This window comes from Azospirillum oleiclasticum, from assembly GCF_013423485.1.
Lineage (GTDB): Bacteria > Pseudomonadota > Alphaproteobacteria > Azospirillales > Azospirillaceae > Azospirillum > Azospirillum oleiclasticum.
The window spans coordinates 19,983-39,122 of record NZ_JABFFR010000022.1; the positions used below are offsets into that span (position 1 = coordinate 19,983).

A 19,140-nucleotide genomic window follows, 5' to 3' on the forward strand; every position below is an offset into this window, starting at 1 on the left:
AATTCAACACGGACGCGCCCCGCCGGCACCGTGGCCGCGGCACGCGCCCGTATTGCATCGGCGGGCGCGGCGAATGTCAACGAAAAGGGGGCAGTCTCTGAAATCCCTCGCCCGCCACCGGCGGACGAGGGAGTTGCTACACGTTCAGCAGCAGGTTCTCCCGCTCCCAGGAGCTGATGACGCGGTGGTAGGCCTCGTACTCCGCCTGCTTGACGCAGGTGACGGCGTCCAGGAACTTCTCGCCCAGCACCTCCTTCAGCGGCTTGCAGGCGTTGAACTTGGACAGGGCGTCGCCCTGGTGGCGCGGCAGTGTGAAGGCGAGGCGGTAGGCGGAGCCCTTCACCGGGTCCGACGGCTCCATCCCCTGCACCATGCCGATGTACCCGCAGGCGAGCGACGCGGCGATGGCGAGGTAGGGGTTGGCGTCGGCCCCCGCCACCCGATTCTCCACCCGGCGCGCGTCGGGCGGCGACACCGGCACGCGCAGGCCGGTGGTCCGGTTGTCGCGCCCCCAGTGCACGTTGATCGGCGCGTCGGAGTTGGGCACCAGCCGGCGGTAGGAGTTCACGTTGGGCGCCAGCAGCGGCATCGCGTAGGGCAGGAACTTCTGCAACCCGGCCAGATGGGCCATGAACAGCGGGCTGTCGGTGCCGTCGGGGTTGGCGAACAGGTTGCGGCCGCTTTCCTTGTCCACCACCGACTGGTGGATGTGCATGGCGCTGCCCGGCTCGTTCTGCATGGGCTTGGCCATGAAGGTGGCGTAGACCTGATGGCGGATCGCCGCCTCGCGCGCCGTGCGTTTGAACAGGAAGGCCTGGTCGGCCAGCTCCAGCGGGTCGCCGTGGTTGAAGTTGATCTCGATCTGCGCGGCCCCGGCCTCGTGGGTCAGGGTGTCGATGTCGATGTCCTGCGTCTCGCAGAAGTCGTAGATGTCCTCGAAGATCGGGTCGAACTCGTTGACCGCGTCGATTCCGAAGGCCTGCCGGCCGCTTTCCACCCGTCCGTTGCGCCCGACCGGCGGCACCAGCGGGTAGTCGGGGTCCTTGTTGACCTGGACCAGGAAGAACTCCAGCTCCGGCGCCACCATCGGCTTCCAGCCGCGCTCGTCGTAGAGCGACAGCACCCGCTTCAGCACATGGCGGGGCGAGATGTCGACGGGGCTGCCGTCGGCGTAGACGCAATCGGTGATGACCTGCGCCGTCGGCTCCTTGTACCAGGGGACGAAGCGGATCGTCCGTTCGTCGGGGATCATGTAGATGTCGGAATTCTCGTCCGACGTGACGTCCTCGTCGTCCGGGAACTCGCCGGTGACCGTCTGTACGAAGATCGCCTCGGGCAGCCTCAGCCCGCGGTCGCGCAGGATGCGCAGGAACTTCTCGGCGGGAACGATCTTCCCCCGCGCGATGCCCGACATGTCGGGCACGAGGCATTCCACCTCGGTAATGCGGTTCTTCTTGATGAAGTCATCCATGAATCCCATGCAGTGTTCAGTCCGCTCCGACCGGTGGGCAGACCCCTCCATGCTGTTTCCGATGCCGACACTATGATGCCGAAAGGGTGTCCTGCGCCAGAGCGCAAAGCGATCCGGCCCATCAACGCATTGACGGCGCCCGCACGGCACCGTATCCGGTGCCCATGCAGCCGCCCGTCCACACCCGGTCCTGGTACGCCGAGACCGCCAACCCGCACCCCCGCCACCCGGCGCTGGAGGGCGAGACGGTGTGCGACGTCTGCGTGGTCGGCGGCGGCTACACCGGGCTGATGACGGCGCTGGAGCTGGCGGAGCGCGGCTACGATGTGGTGCTGCTGGAAGCGGAGCGCGTGGGCTGGGGTGCCTCCGGGCGCAACGGCGGCCAGCTCATCACCGGCTACAACAAGCCGATGTCCACCATCGAATCCTGGGTGGGCGCGGAGGATGCGCGACGGCTGTGGGACCTGAACGTCGAGGCGACGGACCTGCTGCGCCGGCGCGTCGAGGCGCACGCCATCGCCTGCGACCTGACCTGGGGCTTCCTCTACGCCGCGGTGAAACCGCGACACCTGGACGACATCGCCGCCATCGAGGCGGATCTGGGGGAACGTTACGATTACCGGCTGCTGACGCGGCTGGACCGGGCGGGCGTCGCCACGGTGGTGCGGTCGGATGCCTATCTCGGCGGTCTGTTCGACGCCGGCAGCGGCCACCTGCACCCGCTGAACTACGCGCTGGGCCTTGCCGGTGCGGCGGTCGCCGCGAGGGTGCGGCTGTTCGAGGGGAGCCGGGCGCTGGCGGTGGACACCGGGCCGGCGCCGCGGGTGACGACGGCGGGCGGGTCGGTGCGGGCGCGCTGGCTGGTGTTGGGCTGCAACGCCTACATCGACGGGCTGGCGCCGCGGCTGGAAGGCTGGATCATGCCGGTCGCCACCTACATGATGGCCACCGAACCGCTGGGCCGCGCCGCCGCAGCGACGCTGCTGCCGGCCGGTGCCGCGGTCAGCGACATGAACTTCGTGCTGAACTATTTCCGCCGCTCGCCGGACCACCGGCTGCTGTTCGGCGGCGGCGTCAGCTATTCGGGGCTGGACCGGCCAGGTCTGCAACTGGCGCTGCGCCGCAAGATGCTGCGCGTCTTCCCGGAGCTGGACAACGCCCGCATCGACCATGTCTGGGGCGGGCATGTGGCGATCACCATGAACCGCATGCCGCAGGTCGGCCGGCTGTCGCCCACCAGCTTCTACGCCCACGGCTATTCCGGGCATGGCGTGGCGCTGGCCGGCATGGCCGGGCGCACCATCGCCGAGGCGGTGGCCGGCACGGCGGAGCGTTTCGACGTCTTCGCCCGCATCCCACACCATCCGTTTCCCGGCGGACGCTGGTTGCGCACTCCTGCGCTGGTCTTGGCGATGCTTTGGTTCCGGCTGCGCGATCTTTTGTGACGAAAGTGCCGCCGCGACGTCCCGCGCCTACAATCGCAACGTGGATGCTATACCTTAAGTGGGCTCGTCCGCCCACAACGCCCCGGTCCTCGCGCGCATGAACGACACCCCTCCGCTAGACGGCGCCGACACCATCGCTCCGGCCCCCGCGCCGGAGCCCGCTCCGTCGTCTCCCGAGCCGGAACCGGCGGCGCCGTCGGAGCAGGCCGTGCCCATGCGCGACACCCATTTCGACTTCCAGCACAAGGTCTTCCGCATGCCGGGGGCCTTCTTCAACATCGAGCCGACCTCGAAGGAACCGGTCCTGAACATCGAGCTGGGCGACCTGAAGGCGGCCCTGCCCTTCAACACGCTGCGCGAATCCTTCGAACTCCCAGCCGAAGGCACCGACTTCAAGCTGCTGGACACCGTCACGAAGAGCCTGCGCTACGTGAAGGTGATCCGTCCGGGCGAGCAGATTCCGGGCGAACTTCTCGACGGCCGCGCCTCCTGGTCGGTGGAGGAAAAGCACCGCGCCATCGCTCGCGGCCGGCTGACGGTGCAGCTCGTCTCCTGGATCACCGGAAGCGAGATGATCGTCGTGGACATGGAGGAACTCGACCAGCTCGTCGAGGACCCGCAGACCAAGACACGTCTGAAGACCGCCTTCCGCGAGATCGCCAGCAAGCTGGGCATCACCGAGAACGCCGAACAGTTCGTGCACGACCGTGTCGAGGACTTGGCGCAGGAACTGTCCTACATCGAGGCCTTGCGCGACCGCTTCAAGCAGATCCGACAGATCGCCGACAGTCTGACCAAGCTGACGCAGATCTATCGCACCGACCGGACCTTCGTGGCGGAGCTGATGCGGATGCAGGGGCTGATCCGCAAACCGCTGAAGGAGTATGATTCCATCTTCGAGCAGGCGGACGCCCAGACCGGCGAGATCTTCGGGGCGCTGAAGTCCTTCGACAGCACGGTGACCTTCATCCGCAAGATCCGCGACGATCTGCGCGCCCGGCTGCTGGAATGGGAGGAGCTGCTGGCGCTTTGGAAGGATGTGCCGGTCGAACGGTCGATGCAGATCGAACACATCCAGAAGCAGACCTACCGCTTCCTCGCCAGCCGCTACATCGACACCAAGGTGTGGGAGCGGAAGTGACGCGGGGGCAACCCCATCGAATCGTCTCGCAAACGCGAAAATCTGTCACCATGTCCAGTGGCAAACAGGGGATCTTTCGATAAGGAGGCAGGGTGGTTTTCGGCTTCGCGCGCTGGCAGAAGGCGGAACCCGCGGCGGCGGCCGTGCCGCGGGGTGTGCGTGTCTACGCCGTCGGCGACGTGCATGGACGGCTCGACCTGCTCGACCAGCTGCTCGACCGGATCGAGGCCGACGCCCGCACGGCCGGCGATCGTGCCCGCTATCTGGTGTTCCTCGGCGACTATGTGGACCGCGGTCCGCAGTCGCGCGGCGTCATCGAACGGCTGATCGCCGGCCCGCCGCCGGGCTTCGGCGCCATCCACCTGAAAGGCAACCACGAGGCGTCGTTCCTTGGGTTCCTGGAGGATGTCCGAGTCGGCCCTGGCTGGTTCCGCTACGGCGGGCTGGCAACGCTGGCCAGCTACGGCGTGACGCCACCGCCCGAGGACGCGCCGGTGGAACGGCTGCTCCAAGTGCAGGGCGACCTCCGCGAAGCGGTCCCCCCCCATCACCAGCGCTTCCTGGAGCGGCTGAAACCCAGCGTGACCATCGGCGACTACGTCTTCGTGCACGCCGGCGTGCGCCCTGGCGTGCCGCTGCCGCGCCAGAAGGAAACCGACCTCCTGTGGATCCGGGAGGAGTTCCTGAAGTCGAACGTCGACCACGGCAAGGTGGTGGTGCACGGCCACACCATCAGCATCGAGCCGGAGCTGCGCGGCAACCGCATCGGCATCGACACCGGTGCCTACGCCACCCACCGCCTGACCTGCGTGGTGCTGGAGGACACGGACCGGCGCTTCCTCACCACGGCGTGAGCGGGCGGAGCCGGCGGCATCCCTCACCCAATCCCCAGCCGATCGGCCGTCCGCGTTGCCGTGCGCGCCGCGCGGCGCCACAGGCGGTTGACGATCCGGCGCCGGTTGGCGTGGCGGCGGAGTGCCGCCTCCGGCAGGCGGCGGGCCAAGCCCTCCTCGATGGTGTAGGTGCAGGGGTTGCAGACGCCGCAGGGCTGCCCGTCCGCGGTCGGGCTGTGGCAGAACCAGGTGCGGTCCATGATGTCGAGGAAGCCGCGGGTGCGCGCCTCCTCCTCCATGTCGAGCTTGGTCAGGTCGAGCAGCGGGAAGCGGAAGTTGGCGAAGAGGCGTGCGGTGTCGCTGTCGCCGGGCGGCACCACATGCACGGCGTCGCCATCCTCCTCCACCAGCGTGGCGAGGGGGGCGATGAACTGGCGGGACTTGTCGCCGTCATGGACACAGAGCTCGAGGCCGTCCACCCCTTTCCAGCGGACATAGCGGGCCAGCCAGCCGTTCTGGTCACCCAGATGCGCCGTCTCCCAAAGCCGGCCGAAGGCGGCGTCGATGGCGGGGTCCGGCGGTATGTCGGTGCGCTCGGTCAGGACCGGCGGCGCAATGCGGGCGTAGGGGTAGCGGGTCGTGATCATCTGCGTCAGCAGGGTGATGGTCAGCACCTCCACCGCGTGCGACGCCCGGCGCCGATCGATGATGTAATGCGGCTGGATCGCAAACCGCTTGGTTACGGCGGCGTCCAGGACACGGAACGTCGAATCCCATCCCGACGTCCACAGGACGTTGATCGTCTTCACGGCATCCTCCCGTCTTTTCGTTCGTTCAGGGAGGGGGAACGTACCGCAAAGCCGGTCGGTGCCGCCCCTTGTCGGATGGGGGATGGCGCGACCCCGACGGAGGGTCCGTCAGCCGGATGCACCGCTCTGGGTGAACAGGGTGGTCAGCCAGCGCACATCCATGGCCGGCGCCCCGCTGAGCGTGTGCCGGACCACCGCGTCGGCCCCGTCCGCGGCGGTGGATGAGGAGCCGGCCGCCGCGGCGTCGCCACCCTGCGCGAACAGCGACACGGCCCCCAGCGACACCTTCGTCTCCGCGGAGACGCGCCCGACCGGAGTCGCGGCCCCGGTCTGGTCCGGGGCGCCCGCCACGCCGTTGAGCTGCTCCAGCATCGCGGCGAAGCGGCCGGCCAGCTCCCCGGCCGAACGCGACGTTCCGTTGCCGCGATCCAGGGCCTCTTCGGCCCGGATCCGCGTCAGCGCGGCGTTGTCGGCGTTAACCGGGGTGGTCACAGGAGGAGCCCTTCGTCGGACGGCAATCCTTGCCGGGTCAAGCAAGGAGCGGGCCACCACGAAAGGTCACGGAAATGCCAGAACCGGCACGCCCGACCCGGCAGATTTTTCCGCGCGGGGTGGGCAAAAGTTACCCGGACGCGGCAGGCTTTGCCGCCCGTCGGCCGGATGTCCGAACGAGTCCTCAGTCGCGGAAATTCACGTACTGAAGCGGCTGCTCCACCTTCAGCCCGCGCACATGCTGGATGGCGGCCTGGAGGTCGTCGCGCTTCTTGCCGGTGACTCGCAGCTCGTCGCCCTGGATGGCGACCTGCACCTTGATCTTGCTGTCCTTGACCGCCTTGACGATGGTCTTGGCGAGGTCCTGGGCGATGCCCTGGCGGATCGGCACGGTCTGGCGGACGGTGTTGCCCGTGGCCTTCTCCACCTTCTGCGAGAAGTCGAGGAAGCCGGGATCGAGCTTGCGGCGGGTGACGTGGACTTTCAGCAGCTCGTGGATCTGCTTCAGCTTCAGATCGTCATCGGCGGCGATGACGATCTCCTCCCCCACCCGCTCGACCGTGCATTTCGAACCCTTGAAGTCGAATCGCTGCTCGATCTCGCGCACCACGCCGGCGACGGCGTTGTCCATCTCGTGCACGTCGGTCTTGGAAACGATGTCGAACGACGGCATGGCCTTCCCCCCGGATCAGGACTGTGACGGTGTGGCCCGCGACCGTAGTTGACGCGGCGGATTCCGTCCACACCTATGGGCCAACCTGAAACCAAGCCGGGAGGCCCGACCATGCCCCATCTCGACCGCGACAGCTTCATCGCCCTTCTCGACCGCCTGGGCGATGCGGATGACGCCGCGGTCCTGGCCGCCGCCAGGGCCATCGACGCGCGCGTCCGGGAAGCCGGGCTCGACTGGAACGACCTGCTGGCGCCCCCGCCGACGGCCGTTGTCGAAGAGCCCGAGCCGGAGGTCGGCGAGGCGCCACCGGAAAAGGGCGGGGAGCCGGATGCGGAGGAGTGCGCCCACGACCTGGTGCTGATCGATGCCCTGCTGGCCCGCCCGACTCTGTCCCCGGAGATGAGGGTCGAGCTGCAGGAGATGCGCGGCCAGATCACCGACGGCAATCACACGCGTCTGGACAGCCGCTATCTGCGCGGGTTGCACGCCCGGCTGGGCGCGGGCGCGCCGGCGGCGTGACGGCGCGTCACGTTGCCTGCCCCGGATGCTGGAATTCCACCCCGCCGCCCGGCATCGGCTTGTCCGGCATCTTCGGCTGCGGCTGCGCGTAGAAGCGCGGCTCGCGGTCGTCCCAGGATTTCTCGAAGGGCAGCCGCATCACCGGGCGCGTGCCGTTTCGCTCGGCGTCCTTCATCGCCTCCTGGAGCTGTTCGGCCATGCGGCGGTCCCAGGGAAGCTGGTAGAGGTTGGGCGCCTCGCGCCACATCAGGGTCAGGTAGATGGCGTCGTTCTCGATCAGCGTGGCGCTCAGCACCTGCGCCTCCTGGACATGGGTGCCGATCCATTCCAGCGTCACCGGCTTCGCCCGGCCCAGCAGGGTTGCCGGGGCGGCGTAGGCGGCCGGCAGCATCAGCGCGAACAGCGCGATGATCAGCGCCCGTGCCTTGCCGCTGCGCGACCAGCGGAGCGCCGCCCATACCATCATCAACAGCAGGATGGCAAAGCACGAGAAAAGGACGGTGAGATTTTCCATGGCGTCACTTCCTGGCTGAGCGGAGGGGTTTGTGTAGGGCGTGCAGACTCCCCGGCTCCAGTTCGCCGCGCTCGGTCAGCTTGAACCGGAAAGCCGTAACCTCCTGTCCTTCGTGGTCGAGCCGGACGCGGGTGGCGGCAATGGTCGCGGCTCCCGACTCATGCTCGGCCTTCACCCGCGCCACCACCCGGACGAAGATCGGGAAAACATTGTCCAGGTTGCGGAACAGGTGGACGTTGATCGCGTATTCGCCGGGCGGAATGCCCCGCGAGAACGCCGTCTCGAAATTGATCTCCGTCGGATCGGCGTAGCTGCCCAGGTCGTCGCGCAGAAGGTTGAAGATCAGTCCCGATTTGTTCGAATAACCGACCGGAACGTCGCCGGGCGCCTGCACCCACAGGTCGACGTCGGTGCGCAGCTTGTCGTCCCAGCGTGCCTCGATGATGACGTTGCCGGGCGGTTCGGTGGCGGCCACACCCTTGCCCTCCTCGCCCGGCGGGTTCACGTGCGGCAGCAGGAGCAGCACCATGCACACGAACCCCGCCAGCGCGAGGGTGATCATGTCGCGGAAGACGGTGCCGCTGTCGTCGGCGTCGTTCCAGGGGTCAAACATGGGCCGTCTCGCCGGCGGGCCCGACCGACGAACCAGCCGGCGGGATGGCGGACGCCGCACGGGAGCGCATCGACGGGCCGACATGGAGCGGGTCCGGGTCGCCGGTGGCGGCATCGATCAGCGCCGCCGTCAGGTTCGCCGTCCCGGTCACCAGGATCTGATAGTTGGCGCCCAGCCACAGGTTCAGCACCGAGCCGACCAGCGTGGTGTAGAGCGCCACCCCCATGCCCTGGATCAGTGTGTTGACCATGCCGCTGACCGAATTGGCGTCATTGGCTCCGGCGGCGTTCACACCGCCCAACGCCATGACGAAGCCGACCACGGTGCCGATCAGCCCCAGCATCACCAGCGCGTTGGCGATGTGGCGGATGAAGGTGATGCGGCCGAACAGCCGCAGTTCCAGCGACCGCGTGGCGTTTCCGCCGGACACCGCCAGCGCGCGGCGGTAGGCGTCGAGTCGTCCGCCCTGCCCCCGCTCGATGTGGTCGAGTTCCGAGGTCACCTTCTCGATCCGCCAGGCGGTGGCGGCGAGGCCGATCACGAACAGGATGAAGATGACGACGCTGATCCGGCTGGTATCCGCGCGGACGACCTCGTCCACCCAACCGTTGATCCAGGCAAGACCGAGCGCCGCGGCTCCGAAGAGGTTGATGGCGGCGAAACGGCTCCACAACATCCACTGATTCATCGGCGTGTCCTCGCCGGGTTGCACGGGAGACGGACCGATGGGCATTCCGTCATGCAGTGAACCCGCCACCTCCGCACAGGTTCCAAGCAGAGGCTGCGGTGGAGCATGGCGCTTTCGGCGACACACCGGTCGACAGAGTGCGGAACGGATGCGGCATGGCGACGGTTGGGCGGGTTACTCCATGCTTCGGCAAGGGCTCGGCCGGTCGCGACGCTGCACCTCCGGTCTATGCCGTAGAGAGGGGCGGCGGCGGGGATCCGTTCGAGGATAGGATGACCCGGTCATGCGGCCACTCTCCCTACTCTTCTGGTCGGCGCTGCTCCTCCCTCCCACGGTCGCCGGACTGATCGCGTGGCGCACGCACGACGCCATGCTCGCCGAGGCGCGGGAACGGGTGCACCACACCGCCCTGATCCTGCGCGAGCACGCGACCCGCGTGCTGGAGGCGCAGGAATCGGTGATCGACGTTATCGACGCGCGCATCGCCGACCTGGACTGGGACACCATCGAACGTTCGCCCGAGGTGCACGCACTTCTTCAGGCGGTGGCGCGGCGGACACCGCATGTGGACGGGCTGTGGCTGGTCCGGCCGGAAGGGCGAACGGTGAACAGCGCCGACATCTTCCCGATGCCGCGATCCATCGTCACCGAACGCGAGTATTTCCAGGTCCTGAAGCGGCAGAACGTCGTGCATGTCGGCCGCATGATGCGGGGGCTGCTGAAGGGCAATCTGAATTTCAACCTGAGCCGCCGCCGCACCAGCCAGAACGGCGATTTCGACGGGCTCATCCTGGTCACCATCTCGCTCGACTATTTCGAATCCTTTTGGACCCGCGTGATCGGCAACGAACCGGAGATCGTGACGCTGCTGCGCGCGGATGGCGAATACCTCGCGCGCTCGCCGATGGTCGATCCACTGCCACCGCGCATACGGTCCGATTCGCCGTTCTTCGCCCTGTCGGCGGGCCGCGACAGCGGCGTGTACGAGAACGCCTCGCTGACGGACGGGGCCGACCGCATCTTCGGCTTCGCCAAGCTCGATGGATTTCCCGCCCATATCCTGGTCGGCATGTCGCGCGACGCCGTGGTGACCGCCTGGATGCGCCAGACCGCCAGCCTGTTCGCCGCGGCGCTGGCCGCCGTGCTGGCGCTCGGCAGCCTGGTGCGCCTCGCCCAGCGCCGCGAGAACCGCCTGTCGGAAGAGATCACCCATCGCCTGCGTGTGGAAAGCACGCTGGTGGCAAAGGAGGAGCATCTGGCGGCCCTGGAGCATTCCGAAGCCGCGCGACGCGAGAGCGAGGGTCGCTTCCGTTCCCTGTTCGAGACGCTGACCCAGGGCGTGATCATCCACGACGCCACCGGCCGCATCGTCTCCGCCAACCGGGCGGCGGAGGAAATCCTGGGCGTGCCGGCGGAGCGGATGATCGGGCGCAGCTCCACCTCCCCGCACTGGGAGCTGTGCGACGGCGACGGGCGCCCGCTGTCCGCCGACGACAGCCCCATCGAGCTGGCCATGCGCTCCGGCGCGCTCGTCCGCGGCCTCACCGTCCGCATCCGCAACGCGGAGACAGGCGAGCACCGCTGGCTGGTGGTGGACGCCATCCCGCGCTTCCACGCGGGCGAGCCACGGCCCTCCGGCGTCTTCGCCCTGTTCAGCGACATCACCGAGCGCCGCCGGGGGGAGGAGGCGCAGCGCCTGCTGGTGCGCGAGGTGGACCACCGCGCCAAGAACGCGCTGGCGGTGGTGCAGGCGGTCGTGCGGCTGTCGCGCGGCGACACGCCGGAGCAGTTCGCCCAGGCCGTGGAGGGCCGCGTCGGCGCGCTCGCCCGCGCCCACACCCTGCTCGCCCGCAGCCGCTGGGAGGGGGCCGACCTGCGCACCCTTATAGAGGACGAGCTGGCGGCCTTCCTCGGCATCCCCTCGCGCATCGCCATCGCCGGCCCGCCGGTGGTGCTGGCCGCCGACGCCGCCCAGCCGGTGGGCATGGTGCTGCACGAGCTGTCCACGAACACGGCGAAATACGGTGCCCTGTCGGTGCCCGACGGGCGGCTGCGCGTGTCCTGGACGCTGGAGGGCGGCACCGGCGCGCTGACCCTGCGGTGGGAGGAAACCGGAGGCCCGCCGGTCAGCGCCCCGACGCGCAGCGGCTTCGGCACCCGGCTGATCCGCACCAGCGTGGAAAGCCAGCTCGACGGCACCGTCGATTACGACTGGGCCGCCGCCGGCCTGCGGGTCACCGTGATCGTCCCCCCCGTCCACATGACCAGCGGCCGCGCCGCCGCCCGCGCCAGCACCGCCGCCGAACCCAGCGTCTCCACCGAACGCCTGCGCCACCGCCGCATCCTGGTGGTGGAGGACAACACCCCCATCGCCCTGGAGCTGGTGAAGACACTCGGCGACCTCGGCTGCGTCGTGGTCGGCCCCGCCGGCACGGTGGAGAGTGCCGCCAAGCTGGCCGCGCTGGAAACCGTGGACGCCGCCGTGCTGGACGTGGACCTGCACGGCCGCTCCGTCCTGCCCGTAGCCGAACTTCTGGAAGCCCGCGGCGTGCCCATCGTCTTCTGCACCGGCTTCGGCGAAATCCAGAGCACCGACGCCCGCTGGGCCGCCGCCCGCATCCTGAAGAAACCAGTCAGCCCGAAGACGCTGGCGGCGACGCTGGCGGGGTTGGCGGCGTAACGGCGAGGCCAACAAAAAGCCCCCCTCCCACTTGGTGGGAGGGGGGCTTTTTGTTGCGGAACAAGTGCTGGTTACGTCCCCTGCGGCTCCGGCTCGATGCCGCCGGTGTCCTTGCTGCCGCTGGTGGGCACCGAGGCGCGGCGGCCGGGGGTGGCGGCGGGCTTGGGCTGAGCGAAGGCTTCGGGCTTTTCGTCGCGGACGATGGGGTCGCCGCGCAGCAGGCTGTTGATGTCCTCGCCCGACAGGGTCTCGTACTCCAGCAGGCCCTTGGCCACCGCGTGCAGCTCGTGGATGTTCTCGGTCAGGATGCGGCGGGCCTCCTCGTAGGACTCGTCGACGATCCGCCGGATCTCCTCGTCCACCGACTGGGCGGTGTGGTCGGACATGTTCTTGTGCTGGGTGACGGAGTGGCCGAGGAAGACCTCCTGCGTCGGCTCGCCGTAGAGCAGCGGCCCGAGCTTGTCGCTCATGCCCCACTCGGTGACCATGCGGCGCGACATCTCGGTCGCCATCTTGATGTCGCCCGAGGCGCCGGTGGTGACCCGCTCGCGGCCGAAGATCAGCTCCTCGGCGATGCGGCCGCCCATGGCGACGCGCAGGTCGGCCATCAGCTTGGCCTTGCTGAGCGAGATGCGGTCGCCCTCCGGCAGGCGCATCACCATGCCCAGCGCGCGACCGCGCGGGATGATGGTGGCCTTGTGGACGGGATCGCTGTCCGGCTGGTGGATGGCGACCACGGCGTGGCCGGCCTCGTGGTAGGCGGTCAGCTTCTTCTCGTCCTCGGTCATGACCATGGAGCGGCGCTCCGCCCCCATCATGACCTTGTCCTTGGCCGCCTCGAACTCGCCCATGGAGACCACGCGCTTGCCGACGCGGGCGGCCAGCAGGGCGGCCTCGTTGACGAGGTTGGCGAGATCGGCGCCCGAGAAGCCGGGGGTGCCGCGGGCGATGATCTTCGGGTCCACGTCGGGCGCCAGCGGCACCTTGCGCATGTGGACCTTCAGGATCTTCTCGCGGCCGAGCACGTCGGGGTTGGGCACCACGACCTGACGGTCGAAGCGGCCCGGACGCAGCAGCGCGGGGTCGAGCACGTCCGGACGGTTGGTCGCGGCGATGAGGATGACGCCCTCGTTCGCCTCGAACCCGTCCATCTCGACCAGCAGCTGGTTCAGGGTCTGCTCGCGCTCGTCGTTGCCGCCGCCCAGGCCGGCGCCGCGGTGGCGGCCGACGGCGTCGATCTCGTCGATGAAGATGATGCAGGGGGCGTTCTTCTTGCCCTGCTCGAACATGTCGCGCACGCGGCTGGCGCCGACGCCCACGAACATCTCCACGAAGTCCGAGCCGGAGATGGTGAAGAAGGGCACGTTCGCCTCACCCGCGACGGCGCGCGCGGTCAGCGTCTTGCCGGTGCCGGGGGGGCCGACGAGCAGCACGCCCTTGGGGATCTTGCCGCCCAGCCGCTGGAACTTCTGCGGGTCCTTCAGGAACTCCACGATCTCCTGGAGCTCCTGCTTGGCCTCGTCGATGCCGGCCACGTCGTCGAAGGTGACGCGGCCCACTTTTTCAGTCAGCAGCCGCGCGCGCGACTTGCCGAAGCCCATCGCCTTGCCGCCGCCAGACTGCATCTGGCGCATGAAGAAGATCCACACGCCGATCAGCAGCAGCATCGGGAACCAGGACAGCAGCACCGAGAACAGGGACGGCACATTGCTGTCGTCCGGAACCGCGCTGATGCGCACGTTCTTGGCCGTCAGGCGCTGGACGAGGTCGGCTTCCGGCGGGATGAAGGTGCTGAAGGAGCGCCCATCGGTGAAGTGGCCGGTGACCTGGTTGCCCTTGATGGTCACGTCCGCGACCTGGCCGCGGTCGACCTCGGCAATCAGTTCGCTGAACGGAACGGTGGTCTGCGGGCTGCGGGTGGACGAGCTCTGGAACAGGTTGAAGAGCGCCACCAGCAGCAGGCCGATGATGATCCAGAGCGCGAGATTTTTGCCGAAGTTGTTCACGTCACACGCCTTTCTGCGACCCCGGGAGTCGATCGTCTGGGATGGACCGTGGCCCTCCCCCAAGCCCCACGGGCACGTCCACCAGATTAAATAATGCCGGCCCCTTTCGAAACAACCGGAAAAGCTGGACCGCCCGGTGGCATCGGCGGGGTAAACAGGGCGTCGGCCCGGAATGCCGTACGGCCTGCCCCGCCCACACGATCCGCGGCCTCGATGGCGGGCGCCAGAACCAGCCGTCCGCCGTCCCAGAGACCGGGCGATGCCTCGCGCACCGGCACCGGAAGATCGCGGCGCCGAAGCTCCGGCCACCGCTCCGCCGCCTGACCCCAGCCCTCCGCCCCCAGCCGCGCCACAACCAGCCCGGCGGGCGCCTCGGGATGCAACCGGACGGTGAAGCGACCATCCCAGATCCCGGTCCCGCCGGGCGGCAGCGGCACCCGCTCCGCCGCCGCGTCCGGCTCCCGCGCCACCAGCAGCCGGCCGCGCCGTGGGGCGACCACGCAACCGCCCAGCGTCCGCGCCACCGTCAGGCCGCCGGCCACGTCGGCCAGCAGCCGCTCCAGCCCCGCCGCCTTCGGCGCGTGGACCTGCCCGCCGACCGCCATCAGGGTCCGCGCCAGCGCGCGCAAGCCCAACTCCTCCGGCGCGGACACCAGCGGTGCCGGGTCGAGCGTCGCCCACCCCTCCGGATGGAAGGCCGATGCCGTGGCCAGCAGGGCGGCCGTTCCCACCTCCAGCGCGCGGCGCGCGCGGGCGGCGCGGTGCGCGGTGTCGGCCAGCCGCTCCGGCGACAATCCCTCCGCCGCCAGCAACCCCGCCGCGGCGCGCAGCCGGCCGCGGGCGTAGGCGGCGCTGGCGTTCGACGGATCCTCGATCCAGGGCTGGGCGAATGCGAGGCAGGTCTCCACCAGCCGTGCGTGCGGCACCGCCAGCAGCGGGCGGAGCAGCCGCACCGCTCCCTCCGGCCGCACGGGGGCCATGCCGCACAGCCCGTCCACGCCGCTGCCGCGGGCGAAGCGCATCAGCACGGTTTCCGCCTGATCGTCGCGGTGATGGGCGAGCGCCAGATGCAGGATGCCCTGCCCTGCGCAATGTTCGATGAGAAGCCGGCGTCGCGCGGCGCGGGCAGCCTCCTGGATGCCGGCGGCGGGCTTGGCGCCCTCCCAGCGCAAGACATGGTGCGCTATGCCGCGGGCGGCGAGCCACGCCCCCACCCGGTCCGCCTCGGCCGCCGACTCCGGCCGCAACCCGTGATCAACGGTGAGCGCCCGCACCGCACCGCCGCGCCGACGCGTCCAGCGGTCGAGCAGCAGCGTCAGCGCGAGGCTGTCCGCCCCACCGGAAACGCCGACGGCCACCAGCGGCTCCCGCTCGAAGCCGCCGATGGCGTCCATGGCGCGCGTGAAGGCGTCGTCGGAAATCGGCGCCGGGGCGCAGTGGGGGGGCGGATCGCCCTCCCCGGTCACGCCGGGCAGTTCAGCTTGCGCTTCTCGGTGTCGGCACGGCGCTTGATGCTGGCCGACGCCTCGGGGAAGCGTTGGAGAAGCTGTTTGTAGGCGGTGCAGGCGTCGTTCTTCTGGTTGAGCTGGCCGAGCGCCATGCCGAGCTTCAGAAGGTTGTCCGGCGCCTTGTTGTTCTTCGGGTACTTCTGCACCCCCTCGGCGAAAGCGACAGCGGCGTCGGCGTATTTGCCGCGGACGTAATAGGTCTCGCCCAGCCAGTACTGGGCGTTGCCGGCCAGCGTGTGGCCCTTGTTCTTGGCGAGGAAGTCCTGGAACGCCTTTTCCGCCTTGACGTAATCGGACTGCTGGAGCAGGCCGAAGGCGTGTTCGTACTGCCGGTCCGGGTTGGCGCCGGCCGGCAGCGCCGCGGCGGCCGCGGCGGGCGGCGGCGTGCCGGGGGCGGTCGACGGCGGCGGATCGTTGCGGGTCGCGGGTGCCGACGGTGCGGCGGCTGCCGTCCGCGCCGCGCCGTCGCCACCCTTCTCGATCTGCGACAGACGGAAATCGACGTCGCCGTTCAGGCGCTCCAGGCGGTCGCGGAGCTGGGTGATCTGGTGCGTGGATTCCTCGACGCGGCCGGTCAACTCGGACAGCACCCGCTCCATGCGCTGGAGCCGCACCTCGAAATCGGCGGCGAGCGACGGCGGGATGGCGTTGGCCTGCGCCAACTGGATGTCGCCACCGAGCGTGGCGGCGAGCGCCGCGGTGCCGGCCTCCAGCCGCTCCAGCCGTTCAACGGGAAGGGTCTGCGCCAGCGCGGAACCGCCGCACAGCAGGCCACCGAGCAGCAGGGCGGCCACGGTCGTCGTCGTCTTCATGTCGGATGCCGTTCCGGTCAGGCGGGTCGAGCGGGAGGATGGTGGTTCAACCCGGCGAAAATATGGCGCGTGCCGCGGGAAGGAAAGCCGATTGTGCACCGTCCTGAAACGGGAACGCCGCCCCCGGGGGACCGGAGGCGGCGCTGTTCCCACCGGTTCCCGGCCGAAGCCGGGCACCGGCCAATCGACGCACGATCAGTCGACGACGGTCACGCCGCGACGGTTCTGCGCCCAGGCGGCCTCGCCCGAGCCCACCACCGCCGGCCGCTCCTTGCCGTAGGAGATGGTCTTCACCCGGTTGGCGCCGACACCACGGGCCACCAGGTAGTTCTTCACCGAGTTGGCGCGACGCTCGCCGAGCGCCAGGTTGTACTCGCGGGTGCCGCGCTCGTCGGCGTGACCTTCGACGGTCACGGTGACGTTGCGGTACTGCTGCAGCCACTGGGCCTGACGGTCCAGGGTGCCCCGCGCCTCCGGCGACAGGTTGTACTGGTCGTAGCCGAAGAACACGCGGTCACCGACGTTGACCGCCAGATCCTCCTGCGAACCCGGACGGATGCTGCTGGTCTGCGCACCGCCGGTGCCGGTCTGGTTGGCGGAGGTGTCGGGCGCCGTCTCGCAGGCGGAGACGAGCAGAACCGCTGCGAACAGGCTCAAGATCTTCATACGCATAATTGTTGACCCCCTAAGCGACACGAGATGTTCCGGCCGGAATATTTCGCAGTACGACATCACGGCCGCCAAGCCCCGACGGACGTGAAATAGACCACCGGCCTTTGTCTTCACTGTCGCGCTGCGGTGCGCAAAATAGGCGTACTCCCCTAGGGAATCAAGGGCGACCAAGCCGGATCCGACGCATCGATGGGGGTGACCACCCGACGCTCGTTAACCCCTGTGACATCGATGGTGTAAAGACGCGCGGAACGCCCGCCACCGGTCGGCGTCTCCTTGAAATAAGCGAGCACGCGACCATTGGGCGCCCAGGTCGGCCCTTCCACGTGGAAGGCCTTGGTCAGGATCCGCTCGCCCGTGCCGTCCGGCCGGATGACGCCGACCGCGAACTCGGAACCCTGCTGGCGGGTGAAGGCGATCAGGTCGCCGCGCGGCGACCATACGGGCGTCGCATAGCGTCCCTGCCCGAAGGTCAGCCGCTTCACGCCCGAGCCGTCGGCGCCCATCACGTACAGCTGCTGGCTGCCGCCGCGGTCCGACTCGAACACGATCTGCGAGCCGTCGGGGGAATAGCTGGGGGCGGTGTCGATGCCCGGGCTGTCGGTGAGCTGGGTCTGGCGCCGGGTGCGCAGGTCGAGCGTGAAGATGTCGGTGTTGCCGTTCAGCGCCATGCTCATGATGACCTTGTTGCCGTCCGGCGAGAAGCGCGGGGCGAAGGTCATGCCAGGGAAGTCGCCCAAGACCTCCTGGCGGCCGCTGTCGATGTTGAACAGGTAGACGCGCGGCCGCTTGTTCACGAAGGACATGTAGGTGATCTCCTGCGCCGTCGGGGAGAAGCGCGGGGTCAGCACCAGATTCTTGCCGTCGGTGAGGAAGGAATGGTTCTCGCCGTCCTGGTCCATGATGGCGAGCCGCTTCAGCCGGGCGTTGGCCGGGCCGGACTCGGCGATGTAGACGATGCGGGTGTCGAAATAGCCGTCCTCGCCGGTCAGCCGCTTGTACACGGCGTCGGCGACGATGTGGGCGATGCGGCGCCAGCTGTCGGGCGTGGCGGTGTAGGACAGCCCCGCCATGTGCTGGCCGGCGGCCACGTCCCACAGGCGGAAATCGACCTTCAGCCGGCCGTCGCCCTGCATGGTGGCGCTGCCGGCGACCAGCGCCTGGGCGCCGATGGCGCGCCAGTCCTGGTAACGCGGCTCGCCCGAGCGGAGCTGTTCGGGCGTCTGCAGGAAGCCCTGCGGGTTGAGCGGGCGGAACAGGCCGGACCGCTCCAGATCGGCGGAGATGACGTTGGACATGTCGCGCCCGATCTGCGCCTCGCGCCCCGCCGCACCGGCGAAGCTGGTGATGGCGATCGGCAGCGGCTCGACCACGCCCCTGGTGATGTCGATGCGCAGTTCGGCCCGCGCCGGCAGGGGAGCCGCCACCCCGAGGGCCAACAGCACCGCGCCGGCCACGCCGGCGATCCCCCGCAGAAGCCTCTTCGTTGCTTTCATGGTCAGAACATATCCCTCGGATCGAATTTGAAGACGATGGTTCGCCACTTCTCGTAGGTATCGGCTGTGAATTCCTGGGGCAGCAACTGCAACGGGCTCGACCGCATGATCGCCCGTATCGCCGCGTCGGCCGACGCGCGGAAGGCGGAATCCGAACGGTAGCGCGGCAGATACTGCGGGTCGATCTCCGCCTTGATGACCTGGTGGTCGCGGGCCACCTCGATCCGGATCTCGACCACCATGCTGTTGGCGTCCTTGCGGCCGCTGTCGAAGTTCCAGTTCTTGCTGACCTGTCCGCGGATCGCGTCGATCGCCTGACCGGACGGCTTGAAGGCACGCTCCGGCCCCTCCGACGCGCGCGCCGCACCGGACGGCGGCGACGGCGGGTTGGCCGCCGCCGTCTGCTGCCGCTGGTTGGACGCGGCCGATGGCTGGCTCGGCTGCGACGGCTTCATGTTCTGCACGCTGCGCAGCAGGTTCTGCAACGGGTCGGCGCTCGGCTTCTCCGGCGCCTTTTCCGGCGCTTTCGCGGGCTGCGGCTTGGCGGGCTCGGGCTTGGCCGGTTGCGGCTTGGCCGGTTCGGGCTTCGGCGGCTCGGGCTTGGCGACCTTCGGCGGTTCCGGCTTGGGCGGCTCAGGCTTCGGCGGCTCCGGCCGCGGCGGCGGCGGAGGGGGGGGTGGTGGTGGCGGCGGCGCCGGCGGAGGCGGCGGTGGGGGCGGCTTCGGCGTCGGCGCGGGTGCGGGGTCCGGCGGCGGCGGCGGTGGAGGC

The 19,140-nt window shown here is 69.2% G+C and carries 17 protein-coding genes and 1 pseudogene; 5 read left to right on the plus strand and 13 right to left on the minus strand.

Features of this window, described 5'->3' with window-relative positions:
- Nucleotides 1-136 precede the first annotated feature (136 nt).
- Nucleotides 137-1,480 (minus strand): glutamine synthetase family protein, encoded by a 1,344-nt coding sequence (locus HL658_RS21530; RefSeq protein ID WP_180284673.1) that lies wholly within the window; start codon nt 1,478-1,480, stop codon nt 137-139.
- A 155-nt stretch (nt 1,481-1,635) separates the two neighbouring features.
- Between HL658_RS21530 and HL658_RS21535 the strand changes: the two genes are divergently transcribed.
- From HL658_RS21535 to HL658_RS21545, 3 genes are all read left to right on the plus strand, one after another.
- Nucleotides 1,636-2,916, plus strand: a complete 1,281-nt coding sequence (locus HL658_RS21535) for an NAD(P)/FAD-dependent oxidoreductase (RefSeq protein WP_180284674.1) — start codon at nt 1,636-1,638, stop codon at nt 2,914-2,916.
- A 97-nt stretch (nt 2,917-3,013) separates the two neighbouring features.
- Entirely contained in the window at nt 3,014-4,057 is a 1,044-nt protein-coding gene (locus tag HL658_RS21540) for a hypothetical protein (RefSeq protein ID WP_180284675.1), read from the plus strand.
- A 92-nt stretch (nt 4,058-4,149) separates the two neighbouring features.
- The gene (locus HL658_RS21545; protein ID WP_180284676.1) at nt 4,150-4,911 is read left to right on the plus strand and encodes a metallophosphoesterase; all 762 of its coding nucleotides are present in this window, start codon (nt 4,150-4,152) and stop codon (nt 4,909-4,911) included.
- Nucleotides 4,912-4,934: 23 nt separating this feature from the next.
- On the opposite strand, the gene HL658_RS21550 is transcribed toward HL658_RS21545, so the two are convergent.
- The 3 genes from HL658_RS21550 to HL658_RS21560 form a co-directional block, all read right to left on the minus strand.
- Nucleotides 4,935-5,699 (minus strand): adenine nucleotide alpha hydrolase family protein, encoded by a 765-nt coding sequence (locus HL658_RS21550; RefSeq protein WP_180284677.1) that lies wholly within the window; start codon nt 5,697-5,699, stop codon nt 4,935-4,937.
- A gap of 108 nt (nt 5,700-5,807) precedes the next feature.
- On the minus strand, nt 5,808-6,191 hold the full coding sequence (locus HL658_RS21555) for a hypothetical protein (protein WP_180284678.1): 384 nt from the start codon (nt 6,189-6,191) through the stop codon (nt 5,808-5,810).
- A 184-nt stretch (nt 6,192-6,375) separates the two neighbouring features.
- The gene (locus tag HL658_RS21560) at nt 6,376-6,864 is read right to left on the minus strand and encodes a YajQ family cyclic di-GMP-binding protein (RefSeq protein ID WP_180284679.1); all 489 of its coding nucleotides are present in this window, start codon (nt 6,862-6,864) and stop codon (nt 6,376-6,378) included.
- 111 nt (nt 6,865-6,975) lie between these two features.
- Between HL658_RS21560 and HL658_RS21565 the strand changes: the two genes are divergently transcribed.
- The gene (locus tag HL658_RS21565) at nt 6,976-7,383 is read left to right on the plus strand and encodes a hypothetical protein (protein ID WP_180284680.1); all 408 of its coding nucleotides are present in this window, start codon (nt 6,976-6,978) and stop codon (nt 7,381-7,383) included.
- A 7-nt stretch (nt 7,384-7,390) separates the two neighbouring features.
- Here the strand turns inward: HL658_RS21565 and HL658_RS21570 are convergent, their stop codons facing one another.
- The 3 genes from HL658_RS21570 to HL658_RS21580 are packed head-to-tail and all read right to left on the minus strand — an operon-like array spanning nt 7,391 to nt 9,198.
- Nucleotides 7,391-7,897 carry a hypothetical protein gene (locus HL658_RS21570; protein WP_180284681.1) on the minus strand — a complete coding sequence of 169 codons (507 nt, stop codon included), beginning with the start codon at nt 7,895-7,897 and terminating at the stop codon, nt 7,391-7,393.
- 4 nt (nt 7,898-7,901) lie between these two features.
- Nucleotides 7,902-8,510 (minus strand): hypothetical protein, encoded by a 609-nt coding sequence (locus tag HL658_RS21575; RefSeq protein ID WP_180284682.1) that lies wholly within the window; start codon nt 8,508-8,510, stop codon nt 7,902-7,904.
- Nucleotides 8,503-9,198: a MotA/TolQ/ExbB proton channel family protein gene (locus HL658_RS21580; protein WP_246337771.1), complete on the minus strand. Its 696-nt coding sequence runs from the start codon at nt 9,196-9,198 to the stop codon at nt 8,503-8,505. Before HL658_RS21580 ends, HL658_RS21575 begins: the two co-directional genes overlap by 8 nt.
- A gap of 283 nt (nt 9,199-9,481) precedes the next feature.
- Here HL658_RS21580 and HL658_RS21585 point away from each other — a divergent pair, with 283 nt between their 5' ends.
- Nucleotides 9,482-11,878, plus strand: coding sequence for an HWE histidine kinase domain-containing protein (locus tag HL658_RS21585; protein WP_180284683.1), 2,397 nt, complete (start codon nt 9,482-9,484; stop codon nt 11,876-11,878).
- 71 nt (nt 11,879-11,949) lie between these two features.
- Here the strand turns inward: HL658_RS21585 and ftsH are convergent, their stop codons facing one another.
- The 6 genes and pseudogenes from ftsH to HL658_RS21615 all read right to left on the minus strand — a co-directional run.
- On the minus strand, nt 11,950-13,884 hold the full coding sequence (ftsH, locus tag HL658_RS21590; protein ID WP_180284684.1) for an ATP-dependent zinc metalloprotease FtsH: 1,935 nt from the start codon (nt 13,882-13,884) through the stop codon (nt 11,950-11,952).
- 86 nt (nt 13,885-13,970) lie between these two features.
- A complete protein-coding gene (gene tilS, locus HL658_RS21595) occupies nt 13,971-15,350 on the minus strand; it encodes a tRNA lysidine(34) synthetase TilS (RefSeq protein ID WP_343055256.1) in 1,380 nt (459 codons plus the stop codon).
- Nucleotides 15,347-16,204, minus strand: a complete 858-nt coding sequence (ybgF, locus tag HL658_RS21600; RefSeq protein ID WP_180284685.1) for a tol-pal system protein YbgF — start codon at nt 16,202-16,204, stop codon at nt 15,347-15,349. The genes tilS and ybgF overlap by 4 nt, the downstream gene beginning before the upstream one ends.
- Nucleotides 16,205-16,399: 195 nt before the next feature.
- A complete protein-coding gene (gene pal / locus HL658_RS21605) occupies nt 16,400-16,876 on the minus strand; it encodes a peptidoglycan-associated lipoprotein Pal (RefSeq protein WP_180284686.1) in 477 nt (158 codons plus the stop codon).
- A gap of 149 nt (nt 16,877-17,025) precedes the next feature.
- Nucleotides 17,026-18,372: a Tol-Pal system beta propeller repeat protein TolB gene (gene tolB, locus HL658_RS21610; RefSeq protein ID WP_180284687.1), complete on the minus strand. Its 1,347-nt coding sequence runs from the start codon at nt 18,370-18,372 to the stop codon at nt 17,026-17,028.
- Between the two features lie 2 nt (nt 18,373-18,374).
- Nucleotides 18,375-19,140 (minus strand): annotated as a pseudogene (locus HL658_RS21615) (hypothetical protein); the annotation flags it as partial.

What these genes read in the sequence shown, in the direction of transcription:
- HL658_RS21535 (WP_180284674.1), top strand. Translation starts at nt 1,636, where the DNA reads ATGCAGCCGCCCGTCCACACCCGGTCCTGGTACGCCGAGACCGCCAAC.
- ybgF (WP_180284685.1), bottom strand. Translation starts at nt 16,204, where the DNA reads ATGAAGACGACGACGACCGTGGCCGCCCTGCTGCTCGGTGGCCTGCTG.
- HL658_RS21565 (WP_180284680.1), top strand. Translation starts at nt 6,976, where the DNA reads ATGCCCCATCTCGACCGCGACAGCTTCATCGCCCTTCTCGACCGCCTG.
- tolB (WP_180284687.1), bottom strand. Translation starts at nt 18,372, where the DNA reads ATGAAAGCAACGAAGAGGCTTCTGCGGGGGATCGCCGGCGTGGCCGGC.
- HL658_RS21580 (WP_246337771.1), bottom strand. Translation starts at nt 9,198, where the DNA reads ATGAATCAGTGGATGTTGTGGAGCCGTTTCGCCGCCATCAACCTCTTC.
- HL658_RS21575 (WP_180284682.1), bottom strand. Translation starts at nt 8,510, where the DNA reads ATGTTTGACCCCTGGAACGACGCCGACGACAGCGGCACCGTCTTCCGC.
- HL658_RS21560 (WP_180284679.1), bottom strand. Translation starts at nt 6,864, where the DNA reads ATGCCGTCGTTCGACATCGTTTCCAAGACCGACGTGCACGAGATGGAC.
- pal (WP_180284686.1), bottom strand. Translation starts at nt 16,876, where the DNA reads ATGCGTATGAAGATCTTGAGCCTGTTCGCAGCGGTTCTGCTCGTCTCC.
- HL658_RS21570 (WP_180284681.1), bottom strand. Translation starts at nt 7,897, where the DNA reads ATGGAAAATCTCACCGTCCTTTTCTCGTGCTTTGCCATCCTGCTGTTG.
- HL658_RS21530 (WP_180284673.1), bottom strand. Translation starts at nt 1,480, where the DNA reads ATGGGATTCATGGATGACTTCATCAAGAAGAACCGCATTACCGAGGTG.
- HL658_RS21540 (WP_180284675.1), top strand. Translation starts at nt 3,014, where the DNA reads ATGAACGACACCCCTCCGCTAGACGGCGCCGACACCATCGCTCCGGCC.
- HL658_RS21585 (WP_180284683.1), top strand. Translation starts at nt 9,482, where the DNA reads ATGCGGCCACTCTCCCTACTCTTCTGGTCGGCGCTGCTCCTCCCTCCC.